Here is a 17,994-nt window from a genome sequence, read left to right on the forward strand (position 1 = left end):
AAATTATTTTCGCCTATAAAAATACTGGTCCAATTAATTTTGGACCAGTATTTTTATAGAGTGAGGTGTTAACTGTGAAGACAAAACCAAATGTTTCTCTTTGTATGATTGTTAAAAATGAAGAGAAAGTAATTAAACGTTGCTTAGATTCAGTTGTGGATTTAATTGAAGATATTATTATAGTTGATACTGGTTCTACTGACAGTACAATAGAAATGATTCAAGAGTACGAGAATATTAGATTATTTAGTTTTGAATGGAATAATAACTTTGCTGATGCCAGGAATTTCGCTGCAAGTCATGCACAGGGTGAATGGATACTTGTATTAGATGCAGATGAATTTCTTGAGCCAACAAATGCACGTGCTGTAATAGATGATTTGAAAAATAGTAAGAACGATGTCTATGCAATAAATATTGTTAATTTTGTGGGTAGCGATGGGAACCGTATTATAGAAAATAAACATGTTAGATTGTACAAAAATTCTGGTGTTTATAAATACACTAGAGCAATACATGAACAAATAACACACAAAGATAATAAAAACTTCACTATCAAATTATCAGGGCTAATTGCATATCACTCTGGATACATGGAAGAAGTAGTTAAGAATAAGCAAAAGACAAAAAGAAATAAAAAGTTAATCGATCTACAACTTAAGAAAGAAAAGGATGGCTTCGACTATTATAATCTCGGAAATGAGTTGAAGACTGAAAAGAAGTACGAGCAAGCACTTAATGCCTATGTAACTGCATATAAGAAAAAGATAGATCCATTTATTAATTGGGTTCCAATTTGCTTACTAAATATGACAGAAACATTAATATTGTTGGACAGACATAATGATGCGCTTAATGTTTTACAAGACGCAATAAGAATTTATCAAGATTCAGCTGATTTCCTTTTTGTTAAAGGTTCGATTTATCTATCCCAAGGTAGACTTGAAGATGCTAAGCAAGTTTTCACACTAATCTTAAATGAGAAATCAACGTTTAAAACTGTTGTGAAGAGTTCTGATTCTATAGAATATCTCCCTTCCCTAAGGTTAGGTAAAATTTATGAACTAGAGAATAACATTGAAAAAGCCGTAACCTATTATTCAAAAGCTTTGAACATTAATAATCACTGCTTTGATTCATTGACAAGTCTTGTGAAGATACTTGCAGTTCATACTTCTGCAAAAGAAACATTCGAGCTTGCTAGACCTTATCTTGAATATAATAAATACGATGTCATTCGCTTCCTGCTAAACGAAGGTTTGCATGAACTTTTAAGCGAGATTGTACAGCACAGTACATTGGATAAAGATATAATAGATATTATAGGTGTAAAAACAGCAATAATTAATTTTACAGAAATTCAAGAGGATTGGCTTGAAAAGGATGAACAAAAATTAGCTAAGGCACTGAAACTTAGGTTTATCGATGCCGGGGACATCTATTTACTCCATCTTCTTAAACCAACCCAGGAATTAAGCGACGTATACCGCAACATAATATTAAATTCAGTATTAGGTTTCACAATTGACGACCATTATGATAAAGACAAACTGAAAAAAGAAGAGTATACTCTAGAATTCTGTTATATGATTAAGAAATTAGTCAAATACCAAAACTTTGAAATTGCCAATGAGTTACTGGAACAAGTTTCTTTGTTCTCACCTTCTATATATGCAAAATTAGGAGGAATACTGTTTAAATTATCGCAACAAGATTTAGCTATTACAATGTATGAGAGATCAGATGAAAATAACTTAGAGAAACAAGATTATTTAAATATAGTTCTATGGCTGAAGGCGCAAGGCAATTTAGCAGAAGCGAACAGGATATCAAAAGAAGCATTAATGAAATTTAAAGATGATTATGTATTTTATGAACAGATAATTGAGACGGATGAGAATCCAGAGCCGTATCTAATAGAAGCATTGAACTTATATAAAGACAGTATATGGCTGGAAGAGAAACTATTAAGAATTTAAGAAAAGAGCGCACCTTTCAAAGGTGTGTTTTTTATGATGTAAAAGGAAAGAGGCTGAATATAATGCTAATTGATATAGTTTTGGGACATGCAGAAGGAAAAGGAGGTTTAGAGGACGTATTAACTACTGTTGTTAATGGGCTTGTGAGTAAGGGGCATAGGATTCGTGTATTACAAACGCATGCTCCAAAATTCGAATCTTGGGCAGACACAATACCCGAAATATATTATTATGGCCAGGAAGGAAAGGTGGAGGAAGAAACTGTATCTTCAATGCAGACTGGATATACAAACTTTTTGAAGAGTGCGGAGCTTCCTGATGTAATTATAGCAACACATGCTCCTATACTAAGTTACATCTGCAGGACAGCTATTGCGCGCTTTAAACCTGAAACTCCTGTGGTATCTTGGCTCCATGGACCGCCTGCTTATTTCGGAGGCGGGAAATTTCTAAAATACAGTGATGCGCATTTTGCGATTTCATCAAGCATAGGGCGCACAATAAAAGATATTGCTGAAGAACAGCCAATCTATTTAGTGAATAACCCTGTAGACATCAATCAGAATGAAATAATACGTCCTAATGCACTGAAGATTATATTCATAGGTAGATTGAGTAATAAGGAAAAGAGACTAGATTTATTACTTAAAGCTTTGGAAGGCGTGGAAGACAAGTGGAGCTTAACTTGTATTGGAGATGGCCCTGATAAAAATAAGCTCTATGAATTAGCTGATGAATTACATATTAATAAAAGAATAACATGGTTAGGTTGGAAGGAAGCTCCCTGGGACGAGATAGATGAAGCGTCAGTATTGGTATTACCATCTGATATTGAAGGGTTTGGATTAGTCTTAGTAGAAGCACTTTCCCGCGGCGTCGCCGTTATCTCGACAGATTGTGATGGACCCATTGACATAGTAAAAAACGGTATTAATGGCTGGATTGTACCGAAAGGAGATATTAATAAATTAAAAGATCTTCTTAACGCTATTCAAACTGGAAAAGTTACGTTGCCTAATGCACAACAGTGTGTCAATTCCGTTTTAGAGTATGAAGCGGATAGAGTAGTGAAGAAATTAAATAATATTCTAAATGTTATTAAAAATGATGGGTTTACTCTAAACGAAAAAGTTGTAAATGAAAGTCAGTTAGATGATGTCGTTACTTGTAAATTCATAATAGAGGATATTTATCCCAAGTTAGTAGAAAAATTGTTATCAGGGGAAAGTTCGTTTAACTGGTATGATATGAAAATCGATATCATTAATTATTCTTATACAAGAGCTATCATTCGTTTTAGCTATCGAAAAGACAGTCATGATAGTATAGAAGAAGTAAGAGTAAAAATTGTGAACGAAAGTGGGACTTGGCAGGTAAAACGAATCTTTTAAAAATAAAGGAGCATTTACCATGATCATCGATTTCGCCCTCATTTACGCAAATGGCAATGGTCAGCTGGAACAGACTTTAACAAAGACAGCAGGTTTGCTCTCTAAGAGTGGCCACCATGTGCGTATTTTTCAATCATATCGACCTGAGAATACGGAATGGGAGTCTGTATTGCCTGAAATCCATTATTATGGAGAGAAAAGCGGGCTAGAGTACGAGAATCCCGATTCACTTATAGAAGGTTATACAAATAGTTTACGTCATCACGGTAAGCCAGATGTGATTGTTGCAGTACGAGCTCCGCTCCTGAATTATGTGTGCCGAACAGCTGTAGCCCAGCTTCACGGCTCAGCACCGCGAATCTACTCATGGTTACAAGGAGTGCCTGAGGAGTATGGCTATGAAGAGGCTCTAAAATTTGCCGATCGACATTTGGTAATGAATGAGCAGCTAGAGGAAGCAGTTCAGCGATACGCTTTTCAGGATCAATGGCTGCATATGATTGGTGAGCCGATATTGCAGGAGAAACATGATATAATTCCTCGTCCTGCAGATAAAGCGCACTTCATCTCCGTGGGTGAACTTTCTTTGTTTGATAACTATTTTGAACGTATTTTTTGTGCCTTTAGAAGTGTGCAGCATAAGGCTCATTTGACGATAATAGGTGAGGGTTCTGATAAGGTAGCAATTCAAAACATGGCAAAGCAAATGGGAATCGAAACAATTGATTGGAAAGACGCAGCGGAAGATATTTGGCAACATGTAGAATCGGCAACAGCAATTATCGTTAATGGAAACTATGAAGAATCTCACTTTCTAACAATTGAAGCATTATCTAGAGGAATTCTAACAGTCGTTGAAGGATATAGTGAAGATCTGCCTAGTTTGGATGATTTACCAGCTATTGCTGATGGTGCGTATGAATTGCCTTCGGCTGAGACATGTCAGGCAATGGTCCAGCCATATTACATCAATACTGTAGTGGATAACTTAGAAAATGCTTTGAGTGACGAAAGTGATACTGAGATACCTTTGCAGGCAATCCATGATTCGCAATATCTCTACTATAAAGTGTTGAATGATATCTTAACTTGTTCAATAGATGGAGCAGAGTTGGTAATTCAAACTGAAGAAGAGATAGATTATATGGCGAGTTTCTTCACACAACGCTACATTATGGAAGAGTTCAAGCCAGTTGAGGCAGATGTAACAAGACAGGTTGCGTTTCCTAAAGTAGAATCTGTTGACTACAACTATATTAAAGCTTCGGTACGCTTGCTGCTGATTCAACAGTGGGTGGACCAAAATTGGTCTGAGAAAGTATATTGCAGACTAGAGTTGATCAATAAAGCGGGAACGTGGAAAATCGATCAGTTGCATAGAGAAGCTCCTTACAGATCAGAAGAACTATCTGTTTCGACAACCGGACGTAAAAAGCTTGTGATGGTAGCACGTAACAGCAGCGGATCAAATACGTATGCTATGGCTAAACACATCCCCGATTTAATACAAGAGTCCTTCGATGTAGAGCTGCTTCAGCAGCAAGAAACACAAGAATTCCAAGAAAAAGTCAAAGCTGCTGATGTATTAATCATCACAGAAGCAAATATCAAGCATAATAAGAAGCTCTACAATCCGAATCAGCTGATTATCGATACATGGCATGGCTTCCCGCTGAAAGCAATGGGCTTTCAGGATAAAAACGAACAGAATAAACATGTACTGGCAGATCGTTGGGGAAGCATTAATTATGTATGTTCGTACTCAGATTTCTTCAGTGATTTGATGACTCGTTGTTTCAAGCTTAATCCGGAACATATTCAGCTGACGGGTGCTCCTCGTAATGATTTGCTTTTGCAACGACCAGATACACATTTCCTTAAAGAAGAATTTGATATAGATCCAAGTGAAAGTCGGATGATTTTCTTTATGCCAACGTATCGTCAAGTAGCTCATAATGATCGTGCGGATACAAATTTAAATCGGGATAATCTTTTCGGAATGGAAAGCTTTGATAATGATCAATTTTACGACTTTCTAGAAAAAGAAAATCTGGAGCTGATTGTGAAGCTGCACCCCGCTGAGGAAAAACTATTTCTAAATCATTTCGAGATGCAAACGCGTGTTCATTTGCTGACGGATGAGATGCTGACGCGTTATGGCATGGATTTGTATGAAATCATGCCCCTGGCAGACATGCTGATTACAGATTATTCCTCCATATACTTTGATTATTTGTTGTTGGATAAGCCTATTATCTTCTCTCCAGTAGATTTACAATCTTACCAGCAAAATCGTGGGTTCATCCTCGATTCATATACAAATTGGACGCCTGGGCCGAAAGTGACCACGCAGGAAGCGCTGCAAGATGCACTGTCGTCATTTTTGGAGAACCCTTCCTGGTATGGTGCTGAGCGTAAGCAAATTCGAGATCAAGTGCATCACTTCCAAGACAGTAAGTCGTCTGATAGAGTTTGGAAGTTTATTCAGGAGAAGATCTCTGCTTATACCCAACCTGTGTAAACCGTCATTTTAGATGACGGTTTTTTATTTTTGAAAAAAAGAGGTTTTAAGTAAAAATAAAGTGGGTATAGAGTGGGGAAATTCTCCCAAGTCAGGAGTGATAAAAAGTTTTTCAGAAAATCTCTTATAAATTTACAAAAAAGCTGAAATTACTTATATTTATACATGAAGATGTTAATTGAACCCCTAGGAGGAGCAGTAAAATGCATAGGAATAAAGACTTGTATTTGTTTTTAGAACAAAAGGCAAAAGACCTAAATGAGAATTGGTATGAACAGCTGGACAAAACAAATAGTTCAGGCGTTTATGCTTCTACCGATCCAGAAACCATACATAACCTCAAATTACAAAACTACGAATTTCATCTTCATTTCTTCCGAATCTTTATAGAAGATAAAGAGGCTTTCGAAAAAGATTTTCAGGAATGGATTGTGGCAACAGCTCGTGACGAGAATCATTTGAGTACACCAACTCATCAGATTATCCGGGAGTTTATGATTACTCGTGGTCAGCATTTAGATCTGATTCGTGAATTCTATAATTTAAACAGGGCTACTGTTGATCAAGATATGTTTGAGCTTTGGAATCGCGAAATCATTAAAGCTTTTGATGATGTTATTCTGAAATTTACAGAAGAGATGCACCATTATTCAAATCGTAAATTGCTAGCGCAGCAAGAAATGATCAATGAACTTAGCTCACCTGTTATTTTATTGAATGATACAACAGCTCTATTGCCGCTGGTTGGTGACATTGATACGAATCGTGCAAAGCTTATTTTAGAAAACACACTGCGTGAATGTACGGAACAGGATGTTGATTTATTGTTTATTGATCTTTCCGGTGTGATAATAATCGATACAATGGTAGCTCAGCAAATCTTCTATTTAGTTGATGCATTAAAACTAGTAGGTGTGGAAACAGTGATTTCTGGAATGCGTCCGGAAATCGCACAGACTGCGGTTCAGCTCGGTGTAAGCTTTAACGCCAAAACAACGGCAACATTAACGCAGGCAATCCGTACAAGCAATCGTATTTCTATCAAATAATGTGAAACTGCTTACATTTCGACGTTTCATCCTTTTCTACTAGTGGAAAAAGACTAGTGATTAGTTAAAAAGGAGCTGGTAGAAATGGCAAAAACAGCAGTAATCACAGGATCTGCACAAGGCATTGGGAAAGCAATTGCAACTCGGCTTGGGAACGATGGCTTTAAAATTGTTATTAGTGATTTGCAGGAAGACAAAGCTTCTGAGACAGCACAGGAATTGAAAGATAACGGAATTGAAGCAATCAGTATTCCAGCCAATGTAAGCAAACGCGACGATATGTTCCAGCTTGTGGAGAAGGCAACAGAAGCATTTGGTTCTGTTGATGTGTTCGTCAATAATGCAGGTGTAGACCAAGTTGCTCCAATCTTAGAAGTGAACGAAGATGATCTGAATAAAATATTCAGCATCAACGTGAATGGTACAGTATTCGGTATGCAGGCAGCTGCTGAACAGATGAAGAAACAGGGCGGCGGGAAAATCGTCAATGCTTGTTCCATTGCCGGTCACAAAGGTTTCAGCCTGCTTGGTGCATATTCAGCTACTAAATTTGCCGTCAGAGGTTTGACACAAGTTGCTGCCCAGGAGCTAGCGCAGGATAAAATTACGGTTAATGCTTACTGTCCAGGAGTTGTCGGTACAAGTATGTGGGAACGTATCGATGACAAGATGGTGGATTACATGGGTCTCGAAAAAGGGCAGGCATTCGAGAAGTTCACGAATGATATTGCGCTTGGCCGCAGTGAGGAACCAGAGGATGTGGCGAAGTTCGTTTCCTATCTTGCTTCTGAGGATGCAGATTATATGACAGGTCAAGCTATTCTGATTGATGGTGGTATTGTATACAATTGATTTTACGAGGACAGGTGCAGTTGCTGTACCTGTTTTTTTGTGTTTTTTTATCTTACATCTCTTCACATCTTTCCCATCTTGCCGATATAAGAAGAAACATATATGTGCAAGGAGTTGGGATTTGATGATTGATAGATTATCTTCTGCTTCACAACATGTTACACAACCGTCGGGAGAAAATCGTCCCGTAGCGAGCGAAACAGTACATAAACAGGAGGCCGCTTCAGCTTCCTCCAAACCGTATAACGATTATGATAAATCGGATATCGAAAAAGTGATTGAATCAATGAATCAATTCCTAGAACCAACCCATACGAATATGAAATTCGAACTCCATGAAGAGTTAGATCGATATTTTGTAACAGTGGTTGATTCAGATACACAGGAAGTAATAAAAGAAATTCCACCGAAGAAGCTTTTGGATGGGTATGCCAAAATGGCAGAATTCATGGGACTTCTCGTTGATAAGAAAATATAAGGAGCAGGTGATTATATGGTAGATAGTATTTCAGGCAGCAACTCTCTGCGTGTCGGAGGACTAGCTTCCGGGATGGATACAGATTCTCTAGTAGAACAATTAATGAACGCTGAACGTCAAAAGCTTTATAAACTTCAGCAACAACAGACAAAGTTGAATTGGCAGCAGGATACTTATCGTGAAGTGAATACGTCGTTGGCTAGTTTCGATGATAGTTTACTTAGCATGAAATTATCCACAACCTATAACGTGAAAACTGCGTCATCTACTAGTTCTGCTGTAACAGCTTCTGCAACTTCCTCTAGCGCAAATGGGACGTATTCCCTTGAAGTTAATGAGATTGCAACTTCGGCAATCAATGTAAGTCAAGCAGCAATTGCTGGAACAGACTTCAATCCTAATGCAGCTATCGGTGACCAGAATTTTACAAATGGTGCTGTTACCGCTAATGACCTAAAATTCTCTATCACTACCTATGATAAGGATGGAGCAGCTCAAACGACTGATTTTGAATTTAACACAACTGATAGTTTAAATAAAATTTTGAAAGATATCTCAAATTCAGACGCGGGTGTTCGAGCTTTTTATGATGAACAGTCAAAAAAAGTGATTTTAGAAAAAAAGGATACCGGTGATTTTAATAAAGATGGTAAAGAAATTGAGTTTAGTAATAACTTTTTTAATAACGTCTTACGGCTTGATCAATCTGCGGAGACGGGCGGCGTAGATGCCCAATTCACATACAACGGCGCACTGCCGATAACGTCTCATAGTAATAGCTACACACTTGGTGGGGTAACATTCAACTTTACCGAAAAAACGGAGAAACCAGTCAAGGTTACTGTCTCTAATGACGTTGATGCGGCATTTAACAAGATCAAAGACTTTGTTGATTCGTATAATAAGATAGTAGAAGATGTGAATTCGAAACTCAGTGAGAAGGTATATCGGGACTATCCGCCGTTGACAGATGATCAGAAAAAAGAAATGTCAGAAGATGAGATCAAGTTATGGGATGAAAAAGCAAAAAGCGGCATGTTAAAAGGCGACTCTGTACTGCAAAACAGTCTCTATTCACTGCGCTCTGCTTGGTACAATAATGTGGAAAATGACGGACCCTATAGTCAGCTTGCACAAATCGGCATCACTACTTCCAACAATTACTTAGACAATGGAAAGCTAATCATTGACGAAGAAAAACTGAAAGCAGCACTGACAGAAAATCCTGATGGAGTTTATAAGCTTTTTTCTAATGACGTAAAAGGTGAAGGCAGAGGGATTGTCAATCGTATTGAAGATACGTTAAAAACAACGATGGAAAACATATATCAAAAAGCTGGGAAGTCAACATACACTAATGATCAGTTTACTTTAGGTAAACAGCTTAATGATGTTCAGGACCGAATTGATAGCTTCCAAGACTATCTTGTACAAGTAGAAGACCGCTACTGGCGCCAATTCACTGCCATGGAGACAGCCATCAGCCAAATGAACCAACAATCCGCTTATCTGACATCTAACTTTGGATAAGCGCTAAAGGAGTAATACAAACATGTCGGTACAAAATTACCAGGCGTATCAACAGAATTCTGTCCAGACAGCTTCTCCAGGTGAGCTAACGCTCATGCTGTACAACGGCTGTATCAAGTTCATCAAATTTGCACAGCAGGCAATAGAGAAGAAGGATATTGAAGCGAAGAATACGAATATCCAAAAAGCGCAGAACATCGTGCGTGAACTGATGATTACACTTGATCCTGAAGTTCCAATTACAAATGAGATCATGCCTTTGTATGATTTCATCAATCAGCAGCTTATCCAAGCAAATACGCATAATGATCAACAAGCTCTAAAGAGCGCATTGGATCTTATTACTGATTTCCGCGACACATGGAAAGAAGTCGTGAAACAAACGCGCAAACAGCAATTTGGCACAGGAGCAACTGTCTAATGAACAGAGTTCAGGCGCTGTATGACACGACCGCCCAACTGGATACGCTTGTCAGCCAGCCAGTAACTTCAGAGAACCGGGAAGAAGTCGTCCAATCTCTTACAGCACTTCTCGAAGTCCGCTCAAGTCAGATGGAAGAGCTGAAGCCGCCTTTTACAACTGAGGAAAATATTTTGGGCAAAGAGCTTCTGCCGATGAATAAACGAATCAGCAAGCAAGTCCAGCATATTTTCGATCAATTAAAGGTTGATATTCGTACAATTAAGAAACAGAAACAGTCGGGTAAGAAATATATAAACCCGTATGCTAGTATGCAGACACTTGATGGGAGATTCTTAGATAAACGGAAATAAGAAGCACTTGAACCGATTCTGGTTCAGGTGCTTTTCTTATGTAAAGTTTTGATGACCAAATCGTGACAAACTTCGATTAAACTTCTTATTTTTCTGAGTCTTTTTCTTGTTTATGAAGGTATTGTAAAGGGAATGTAGAAAGTATCCTCATAAGGATGAAAGGAGGACACTTGTTATGAAGTACAATATTCGTGGCGAGAATGTCGAGACTACAGAAGCAATCAAGGACTACATCGAGAAGAAGGTAGGCAAACTGGAGAGATATTTTGATTCCCCGGTAGATTCCGAGGCTCACGTAAACTTGAGTGTGCATAATAATGAGTCGAAGATTGAAGTGACGATTCCGATGAAGAATCTGCTATTGCGTGCAGAGGAAAGTCATGACGATCTATATGCTGCAATCGATCTGGTTGTAACGAAGCTGGAACGTCAGGTCAAGAAGCATAAGACGAAAGTGAACCGACGCTCCCGTCAAAGCGGAGATGCACCGAAGCATGCATTCGCTGCAATGGAGAATGAAAGTGCAGCAAGTGCTGTCGTCGCGACGGAGGAAGAGGAAGATCTGAGTCCGTTCGAGATTGTACGAAACAAGCGTTTTGACTTGAAACCGATGGATTCCGAGGAAGCGATTCTGCAGATGGATATGCTGGGTCACAGCTTCTTCGTATATACAAACTCTGTAAGTGGAGACACTAATGTCGTCTACAAGCGCAGAGATGGAAAATACGGGCTTATTGAGCCTAATTAAAAAGAAATTGAACGAGGCAGACGCATTTGCGTCTGCCTTTTATAATTTGGTTCGTTTTGCAAAAACGCAGATGGAATATCTCAATATTAGTTAGAATTCGGGATGAAAGCTGTCGGATGATGGCGAATTCTTGTGTTTTATGGAGAAAGTCCTTAGTCGTTTTACGAAAACGGTCGTTTTTCCTTTCAAAAGTAGCATGATATAAATAAGTCAGCTACAACAAAAGGAGGTACTGACCATCAGAGAATCAGATTATGCTGTCCAACGAGTCTCCCATTCCCAACTCACACAGCATGAGCATACGATCACGCAGCTGCTCGAGATCATCGCAGCGACCAATCGAAGGCTGGCGGAACTTCAATGGAAGCAAGAGCAGCTCGAACGCTGGTGTATCGAACAAATGCAGCGGGATCTGTCCTCCAGATCACGTGTCTTCTGAGGGGCGGTCTTCCTTTTCCCCGCAAGACTCCACCTGGATGATCGCAGCCTCCTCCCTTGGGGCTGCGCATTCCTGCTGATGGTGGCAATCATGCGGCTGGAGTAGCGATTACAATATTGCGAATGTCTGACATGGCACTCCTTCCATGTTAAGCGGCGTCCCGGGACTGGGCGCCGCTGTTTTTTTGTTTTTGGAAGGAGCTGGTTTCCCTTTCTTGTAAACCGCTAAACTCAATGTTATTATTATTTTTGGACTATACTTTTTTGATTTAAAAGAGGAGCGTTATTATGCGTGGACTACTTAAACGGGTGTTTGGAGACGGTACGCAAAAGCAGGTCAGCCGTGCCCAGAAAACAGCCGAACAAATAGAAACATTAGCAGATGAATTTCGAGCATATACAGATGAACAATTAAAAGAGAAGACAAATGAATTCAAAAAGCGGTATCAGGATGGCGAGTCTTTGGATGACTTGCTGCCAGAAGCATTTGCAACCGTAAGAGAAGCTGCTGACCGTGTACTTGGCATGCGTCCTTTCCACGTTCAGTTGCTAGGTGGTATTGCTATTCATGGCGGTAACATCGCTGAGATGAAAACAGGGGAAGGTAAAACACTTGCAAGTACGCTTCCAGCTTATTTGAACGCTTTATCTGGTGAAGGTGTGCATGTTGTTACAGTCAATGACTATCTTGCCGGTCGTGATGCAGAGAATAACCGTCCGTTATTCGAATTCCTCGGTCTGACTGTCGGACAAAACGGTGCTGGTATGACACGTGAACAGAAGCAGGAAGCTTATGCCGCTGATATCACATACAGCACGAACAACGAGCTGGGCTTTGACTATTTGCGTGATAACATGGTGCTCTATAAGAATCAAATGGTGCAGCGTCCGCTTAATTTTGCCATCATTGATGAGGTCGATTCCATCTTGATCGATGAGGCGCGGACACCGCTGATCATTTCTGGTTCAGCCGCAAAATCTGCAAGTCTTTACACACAAGCTAACTCCTTTGTGCGTGTGTTGAAGATGGAAGAAGATTATACGAACGATATCAAAACTAAATCTGTACTTCTGACTGAAGAAGGCATCAACAAGGCGGAGAAATTCTTCGGCCTGGAAAACTTGTTTGATTTGAAGAACGTATCTATCACGCATCATATCAATCAGGCATTAAAAGCACATGTAACGATGCAGCGCGATACTGACTACGTTGTAGAAGACGAAGAAGTCATCATCGTTGATAGCTTCACGGGACGTCTGATGAAGGGACGTCGTTACAGCGACGGTCTTCACCAAGCAATTGAGGCGAAGGAAGGCCTTCAGATCCAGAATGAAAGCATGACGCTGGCATCGATTACTTTCCAGAACTACTTCCGTATGTACAAAAAGCTTGCCGGTATGACTGGTACAGCAAAAACAGAGGAAGAAGAGTTCCGCAATATTTACAATATGGACGTTCTTCAGATTCCGACGAACAGAGACATCACACGTCAGGATAAATCTGATTACATCTTCAAATCGATGGAAGGCAAGTTCCGTTCGGTTGTGGAAGAAATCAAAGCCCGCCACGAAACTGGTCAGCCTGTGCTTGTCGGTACAGTAGCTGTCGAGACTTCTGAGCTGATTAGTAAGCTGTTAAAACGTGCTGGTGTACCGCATAACGTATTAAATGCGAAGAATCACCATCGTGAGGCGGAAATCATCGAAGATGCCGGTCAAAAAGGTGCGGTAACAATTGCAACGAACATGGCTGGTCGTGGTACTGACATCAAGTTAGGTGAAGGTGTACTGGAGCTTGGCGGTCTTGCTGTTATCGGAACAGAGCGTCATGAATCTCGCCGCATTGATAACCAGCTTCGCGGTCGTGCTGGACGTCAAGGTGACCCTGGTGTGACACAGTTCTATCTGTCTATGGAAGATGAACTGATGCGTCGTTTTGGTTCCGACAACATGCGCAGCATGATGGATCGTCTTGGTATGGATGACAGCACGCCGATAGAGAGCAAGATGGTATCACGTGCTGTTGAATCAGCTCAGAAACGAGTAGAAGGTAACAACTTCGATTCTCGTAAAACAGTTCTTTCTTATGATGATGTGCTTCGCGAACAGCGGGAAATCATTTACAAACAGCGCTTTGAGGTTATCGACAGTGAAGATCTGAAATCTATAGTAGATGAAATGATCCGGGATACAGTCCATATGGTTGTCCAGGCGCATACTGCCGACGATTCAGATGAGACTTGGGAGCTGGATGCATTGGTGGAATATGCACATGCTAACTTGCTGCCACAGGACAAGCTGTCAGTCGATGAGCTGAAGAACAAGGACGAAGAAGAGATCGAAGAATTGCTGCTTAAGAAAATCGGCGAGCATTTGAAACAGAAAGAAGAAGAAATGGCTCCCGATCAAATGCGTGAGTTTGAGAAAGTTATCCTGCTTCGTACGGTTGATACGAAATGGATGGATCATATCGACCAGATGGATCAGCTTCGCCAGGGTATCCACTTGCGCGCATATGGTCAAAACGATCCGCTTCGTGAATATCAGCTGGAAGGCTACAATATGTTCGAAGCGATGATCACTTCCATTAAGGAAGAAGTCACTCGTTACGTACTGAAAGCAGAAATTCGCGATAACCTGCAGCGCGAACAAGTTGCGAAAGGTGTCCAAGCTGTCAGTGGTGATGATACAGAAGCGGATAAGAAAAAGAAAAAAGCTCCAGTCGTCAAAGGCGACACGATAGGACGGAATGACCCGTGCCCATGCGGCAGCGGTAAGAAATACAAGAACTGCCATGGTCAGTGATTTTGACAAACCCGTGCAAATTGTTGCGCGGGTTCTGCCACGGTCATAGAGTATAATAGTGTTTGTTACAGACTTATATGAGGTGAGAGAAAATGGAATTAGCAGAAATCAGAAATGAACTTGATCGAATGGAAAAACAACTAACTGACTTTAGGGGGTCTCTTTGACTTAGATCAGAAGAAAGCCCGTATTGCCGAGTTAGAGGATCGGATGCTTGAGCCAACGTTCTGGGATGATCAGCAAGGAGCTCAAAAAGTCATCAATGAATCCAATGGCTTGAAGGAATCAGTGGATGGCTATGAAAAGCTACTATCACAGCATGAAGATTTGGATGTTAGTTTCGAATTGGTAAAAGAAGAGGACGACGCGGATCTTCGCGCTGAGTTGGAAGAAGAAATCGTTTCGATGCGTGAAGCGCTTGATGAATTCGAACTGCTCATGCTTCTAAGTGAGCCATACGATAAAAACAATGCAATTCTAGAATTGCACCCAGGTGCCGGCGGAACAGAGTCTCAGGACTGGGCAAGTATGCTGCTTCGTATGTACACACGTTGGGCTGAAAAGCATAATTGCAAAGTGGAGACGCTTGATTACCTTCCTGGTGAGGAAGCTGGCGTGAAAAGTGTAACGCTGTTGATCAAAGGTTTGAACGCATATGGTTATTTGAAAGCAGAAAAAGGCGTACACCGTCTTGTACGTATTTCTCCATTCGATAGCTCAGGCCGTCGTCATACATCGTTCGTATCTTGTGATGTAATGCCAGAATTCGATGATGATATCGATGTGGACATCCGCACAGAAGATTTGAAAATCGATACGTACCGTTCCAGCGGTGCCGGCGGACAGCACGTCAATACGACGGATTCTGCCGTACGGATTACGCATCTTCCGACTAATACTGTCGTTACATGCCAATCTGAGCGTTCTCAGATCAAAAACCGTGAGCATGCGATGAAGATGCTGAAAGCGAAGCTGTATCAGCTTGAGATTGAGAAACAGCAGCAAGAGCTGAACGAAATTCGCGGCGAACAAAAAGAAATTGGCTGGGGAAGCCAAATTCGTTCTTATGTATTCCATCCATATTCCATGGTAAAAGATCATCGGACGAATGAAGAATCCGGAAATACACAAGCTGTAATGGACGGACAGCTGGATCCATTCATTAATGCATACTTGCGTTCCACAATTTAAGGGCATTTTGTAATGTTCCTGTAACATAACAAGCTGAACCGTTATTCCATCTCAAAGAAAAGGATGCGATTCTCTTGAAAAAGCTAGCTTTAACTGGCTCCAGTCTTTTGTTTATACTTTTTCTGGCTGCTTGCGGTAATAGCGATAATACGGCTGAAACACCGCAAGAAGCGTTTGAAAACAACTGTGCCATGTGCCACGGTCAGGACTTGAGCGGCGGCAATGGCGGTCCTCCGCTTGATAATCTTGGATCTAAGTATACAAAAGAAGAACTAGTGGATATCATGGAAAACGGTAAAGGCGGTATGCCTGCCGGGCAAGCTGAAGGAGAAGAAGCGGAAAAAATCGCTGAATGGCTCCAGGAGCAGCAGTAATAATTAAATGACAAATACCCATACACAAGCTGTATGGGTATTTTGTTGTATTTTTCCTATGCAGTAACGAGTGGTTACGACAAGATACTACGCAAAATATTTCAAAAACCAAGCCTATTGTCATATATTGAAACATAAATGTAATATTATTATGTCTAAAAAAACAGGAATAAGATGTTATAATGGTTTCAGGTTTGAGAGCTTTTTCGATTGCTTTCGCCAATGTTCGACATACTTAGTTGATAAATTAGCAGATTAGAATAAAAACAAAGGTGAGTTAAACATGATAGATATGAAGGGTGTGCATAAGACGTATTCCAATGGCGTTACTGCGCTTAATGGTGTCGACGTGCATATCGACAGTGGGGAATTCGTGTATTTAGTAGGACCGAGCGGAGCCGGAAAATCAACCTTCGTGAAGATGATCTTCCGTGGTGAGAAACCGAGCACCGGTATCGTGAAAGTAGATAACAAAGATTTGAGTACTTATAAAGAACGCCAAATTCCAAAAGTAAGAAGGAAAATCGGCGTTGTGTACCAGGATTTCAAATTGCTTCCGAAACTGACAATCTATGAAAATGTTGCTTTTGCTCTGGAAGTAATAGAAGAGTCTCCTAAAGTAATCCGAGATCGCGTCATGGAAGTACTCGATCTTGTTGGAATAAAAGATAAAGCTAGATCGTTTCCTGATGAGCTTTCCGGCGGGGAACAGCAGCGTGTGGCAATTGCCCGGGCAATTGCAAATAACCCGAAGGTCGTCATAGCTGACGAGCCGACAGGGAACTTGGATCCAGAAACATCATGGGGCATCATGAAGGTGCTAGAGGATGTTAACAACAAAGGAACGACAATCATCATGGCTACACACAGTAAAGAAATCGTAAATACGATCAAGAAACGTGTCATCGCCATCGAAAACGGACGCATTGTCCGTGACGAAGCGGGAGGTGACTACGGGTATGAAATTTAATACCGCGAAACGCCATTTGCGTGAAGGATCGAAGAACATTTTCCGTAACGGCTGGATGACCATCGCCTCGATTGGGGCAGTAACGGTAACATTGATTTTGGTCGGTGTTTTCCTAGCTGTAGTATTCAACTTAAATCAATTCGCTTCCAATATCGAATCAGATGTTGAAATGAGCGTTTACTTAGACCCTACTCTTGCTGAGGATCAAGTACAATTGATTCAAGAACAACTCGAATCGATCGATAAGGTTGGTTCTGTAACTTATTCCTCAAAAGAAGAGCAGTTAAACCAGCTCATGGAAGATATGGGACAAACAGAATGGGATTTGTTTGAACAAGACAACCCATTGAGTGACACATATATTGTCAAAACGTCCGACCCGCATGATATTGCATCTGTTTCAGATGAGATCTCGGAACTGGATGGAGTAGACAAAGTGGATTACGGACAAGGAACGGTAGAGAATCTCTTTGCTGTAAACAAGTACGCTCGGATTATCGGTGCGGTCTTGATCGTTGGTCTAGTGTTCACGGCCATCTTCCTGATTTCAAATACAATTAAGATAACAATCATTGCCAGAAGCAGAGAAATCGGCATCATGAAACTGGTTGGTGCAACAAACTCCTTCATCCGCTGGCCGTTCTTTATTGAAGGTCTGCTACTCGGAGTATTGGGCGCTATCGTTCCAGTCGCACTAGTGCTCGGCGGTTACTACTACCTGTCGAACAACTTGACAGATAACATCAGTATCGGTTTCGTCGAGATTCTCCCTTACGCACCATTCGCTTTCCAGCTTGCAGGCATACTGCTGGCAATCGGCGCGATCATCGGTGTTTGGGGAAGTGTTATGAGTGTCCGTAAATTTCTTAAAGTCTAAATAACCTACCATATACG

The 17,994-nt window shown here is 40.6% G+C and carries 15 protein-coding genes; all 15 read left to right on the top strand.

Features of this window, described 5'->3' with window-relative positions; genetic code table 11:
- Positions 1-74: 74 nt before the first annotated feature.
- Complete coding sequence (locus GZ22_RS18100) at positions 75-1,979, top strand: glycosyltransferase (RefSeq protein ID WP_051748370.1); 1,905 nt, start codon at positions 75-77, stop codon at positions 1,977-1,979.
- Positions 1,949-3,370 carry a glycosyltransferase gene (locus tag GZ22_RS15805; protein ID WP_084160775.1) on the top strand — a complete coding sequence of 474 codons (1,422 nt, stop codon included), beginning with the start codon at positions 1,949-1,951 and terminating at the stop codon, positions 3,368-3,370. The genes GZ22_RS18100 and GZ22_RS15805 overlap by 31 nt, the downstream gene beginning before the upstream one ends.
- A gap of 19 nt (positions 3,371-3,389) precedes the next feature.
- Complete coding sequence (locus tag GZ22_RS18105) at positions 3,390-5,891, top strand: CDP-glycerol glycerophosphotransferase family protein (RefSeq protein WP_051748374.1); 2,502 nt, start codon at positions 3,390-3,392, stop codon at positions 5,889-5,891.
- Positions 5,892-6,094: 203 nt separating this feature from the next.
- A complete protein-coding gene (locus tag GZ22_RS15815; RefSeq protein WP_038564536.1) occupies positions 6,095-6,940 on the top strand; it encodes an STAS domain-containing protein in 846 nt (281 codons plus the stop codon).
- Between the two features lie 84 nt (positions 6,941-7,024).
- Positions 7,025-7,792 carry an acetoin reductase gene (locus tag GZ22_RS15820; RefSeq protein ID WP_038564540.1) on the top strand — a complete coding sequence of 256 codons (768 nt, stop codon included), beginning with the start codon at positions 7,025-7,027 and terminating at the stop codon, positions 7,790-7,792.
- Positions 7,793-7,916: 124 nt separating this feature from the next.
- Entirely contained in the window at positions 7,917-8,270 is a 354-nt protein-coding gene (flaG, locus tag GZ22_RS15825; RefSeq protein WP_051748377.1) for a flagellar protein FlaG, read from the top strand.
- A 15-nt stretch (positions 8,271-8,285) separates the two neighbouring features.
- Positions 8,286-9,800, top strand: coding sequence for a flagellar hook-associated protein 2 (locus GZ22_RS15830; RefSeq protein ID WP_038564545.1), 1,515 nt, complete (start codon positions 8,286-8,288; stop codon positions 9,798-9,800).
- Between the two features lie 22 nt (positions 9,801-9,822).
- Positions 9,823-10,221 (top strand): flagellar export chaperone FliS, encoded by a 399-nt coding sequence (gene fliS / locus GZ22_RS15835; protein ID WP_038564548.1) that lies wholly within the window; start codon positions 9,823-9,825, stop codon positions 10,219-10,221.
- Positions 10,221-10,574, top strand: coding sequence for a flagellar protein FliT (fliT, locus tag GZ22_RS15840; RefSeq protein WP_038564552.1), 354 nt, complete (start codon positions 10,221-10,223; stop codon positions 10,572-10,574). Before fliS ends, fliT begins: the two co-directional genes overlap by 1 nt.
- Positions 10,575-10,749: 175 nt before the next feature.
- Positions 10,750-11,322, top strand: coding sequence for a ribosome hibernation-promoting factor, HPF/YfiA family (gene hpf, locus GZ22_RS15845; RefSeq protein ID WP_038564555.1), 573 nt, complete (start codon positions 10,750-10,752; stop codon positions 11,320-11,322).
- Between the two features lie 726 nt (positions 11,323-12,048).
- Complete coding sequence (gene secA, locus GZ22_RS15850; RefSeq protein ID WP_038564558.1) at positions 12,049-14,565, top strand: preprotein translocase subunit SecA; 2,517 nt, start codon at positions 12,049-12,051, stop codon at positions 14,563-14,565.
- Positions 14,566-14,657: 92 nt separating this feature from the next.
- Positions 14,658-15,756, top strand: a protein-coding gene (gene prfB, locus GZ22_RS15855; RefSeq protein WP_099046372.1) for a peptide chain release factor 2 whose coding sequence is annotated in 2 segments (ribosomal slippage) — positions 14,658-14,720 and positions 14,722-15,756 — 1,098 coding nt in all. Because the reading frame shifts where the segments join, the coding sequence is not laid out codon by codon here.
- Positions 15,757-15,830: 74 nt separating this feature from the next.
- Complete coding sequence (locus GZ22_RS15860; RefSeq protein WP_038564565.1) at positions 15,831-16,130, top strand: c-type cytochrome; 300 nt, start codon at positions 15,831-15,833, stop codon at positions 16,128-16,130.
- A gap of 283 nt (positions 16,131-16,413) precedes the next feature.
- Positions 16,414-17,100: a cell division ATP-binding protein FtsE gene (gene ftsE, locus GZ22_RS15865; protein ID WP_038564568.1), complete on the top strand. Its 687-nt coding sequence runs from the start codon at positions 16,414-16,416 to the stop codon at positions 17,098-17,100.
- Positions 17,090-17,977, top strand: a complete 888-nt coding sequence (gene ftsX / locus GZ22_RS15870; protein ID WP_038564569.1) for a permease-like cell division protein FtsX — start codon at positions 17,090-17,092, stop codon at positions 17,975-17,977. Before ftsE ends, ftsX begins: the two co-directional genes overlap by 11 nt.
- Positions 17,978-17,994: the final 17 nt, after the last annotated feature.

It is taken from the genome of Terribacillus saccharophilus (assembly GCF_000725365.1).
GTDB lineage: Bacteria > Bacillota > Bacilli > Bacillales > Amphibacillaceae > Terribacillus > Terribacillus saccharophilus.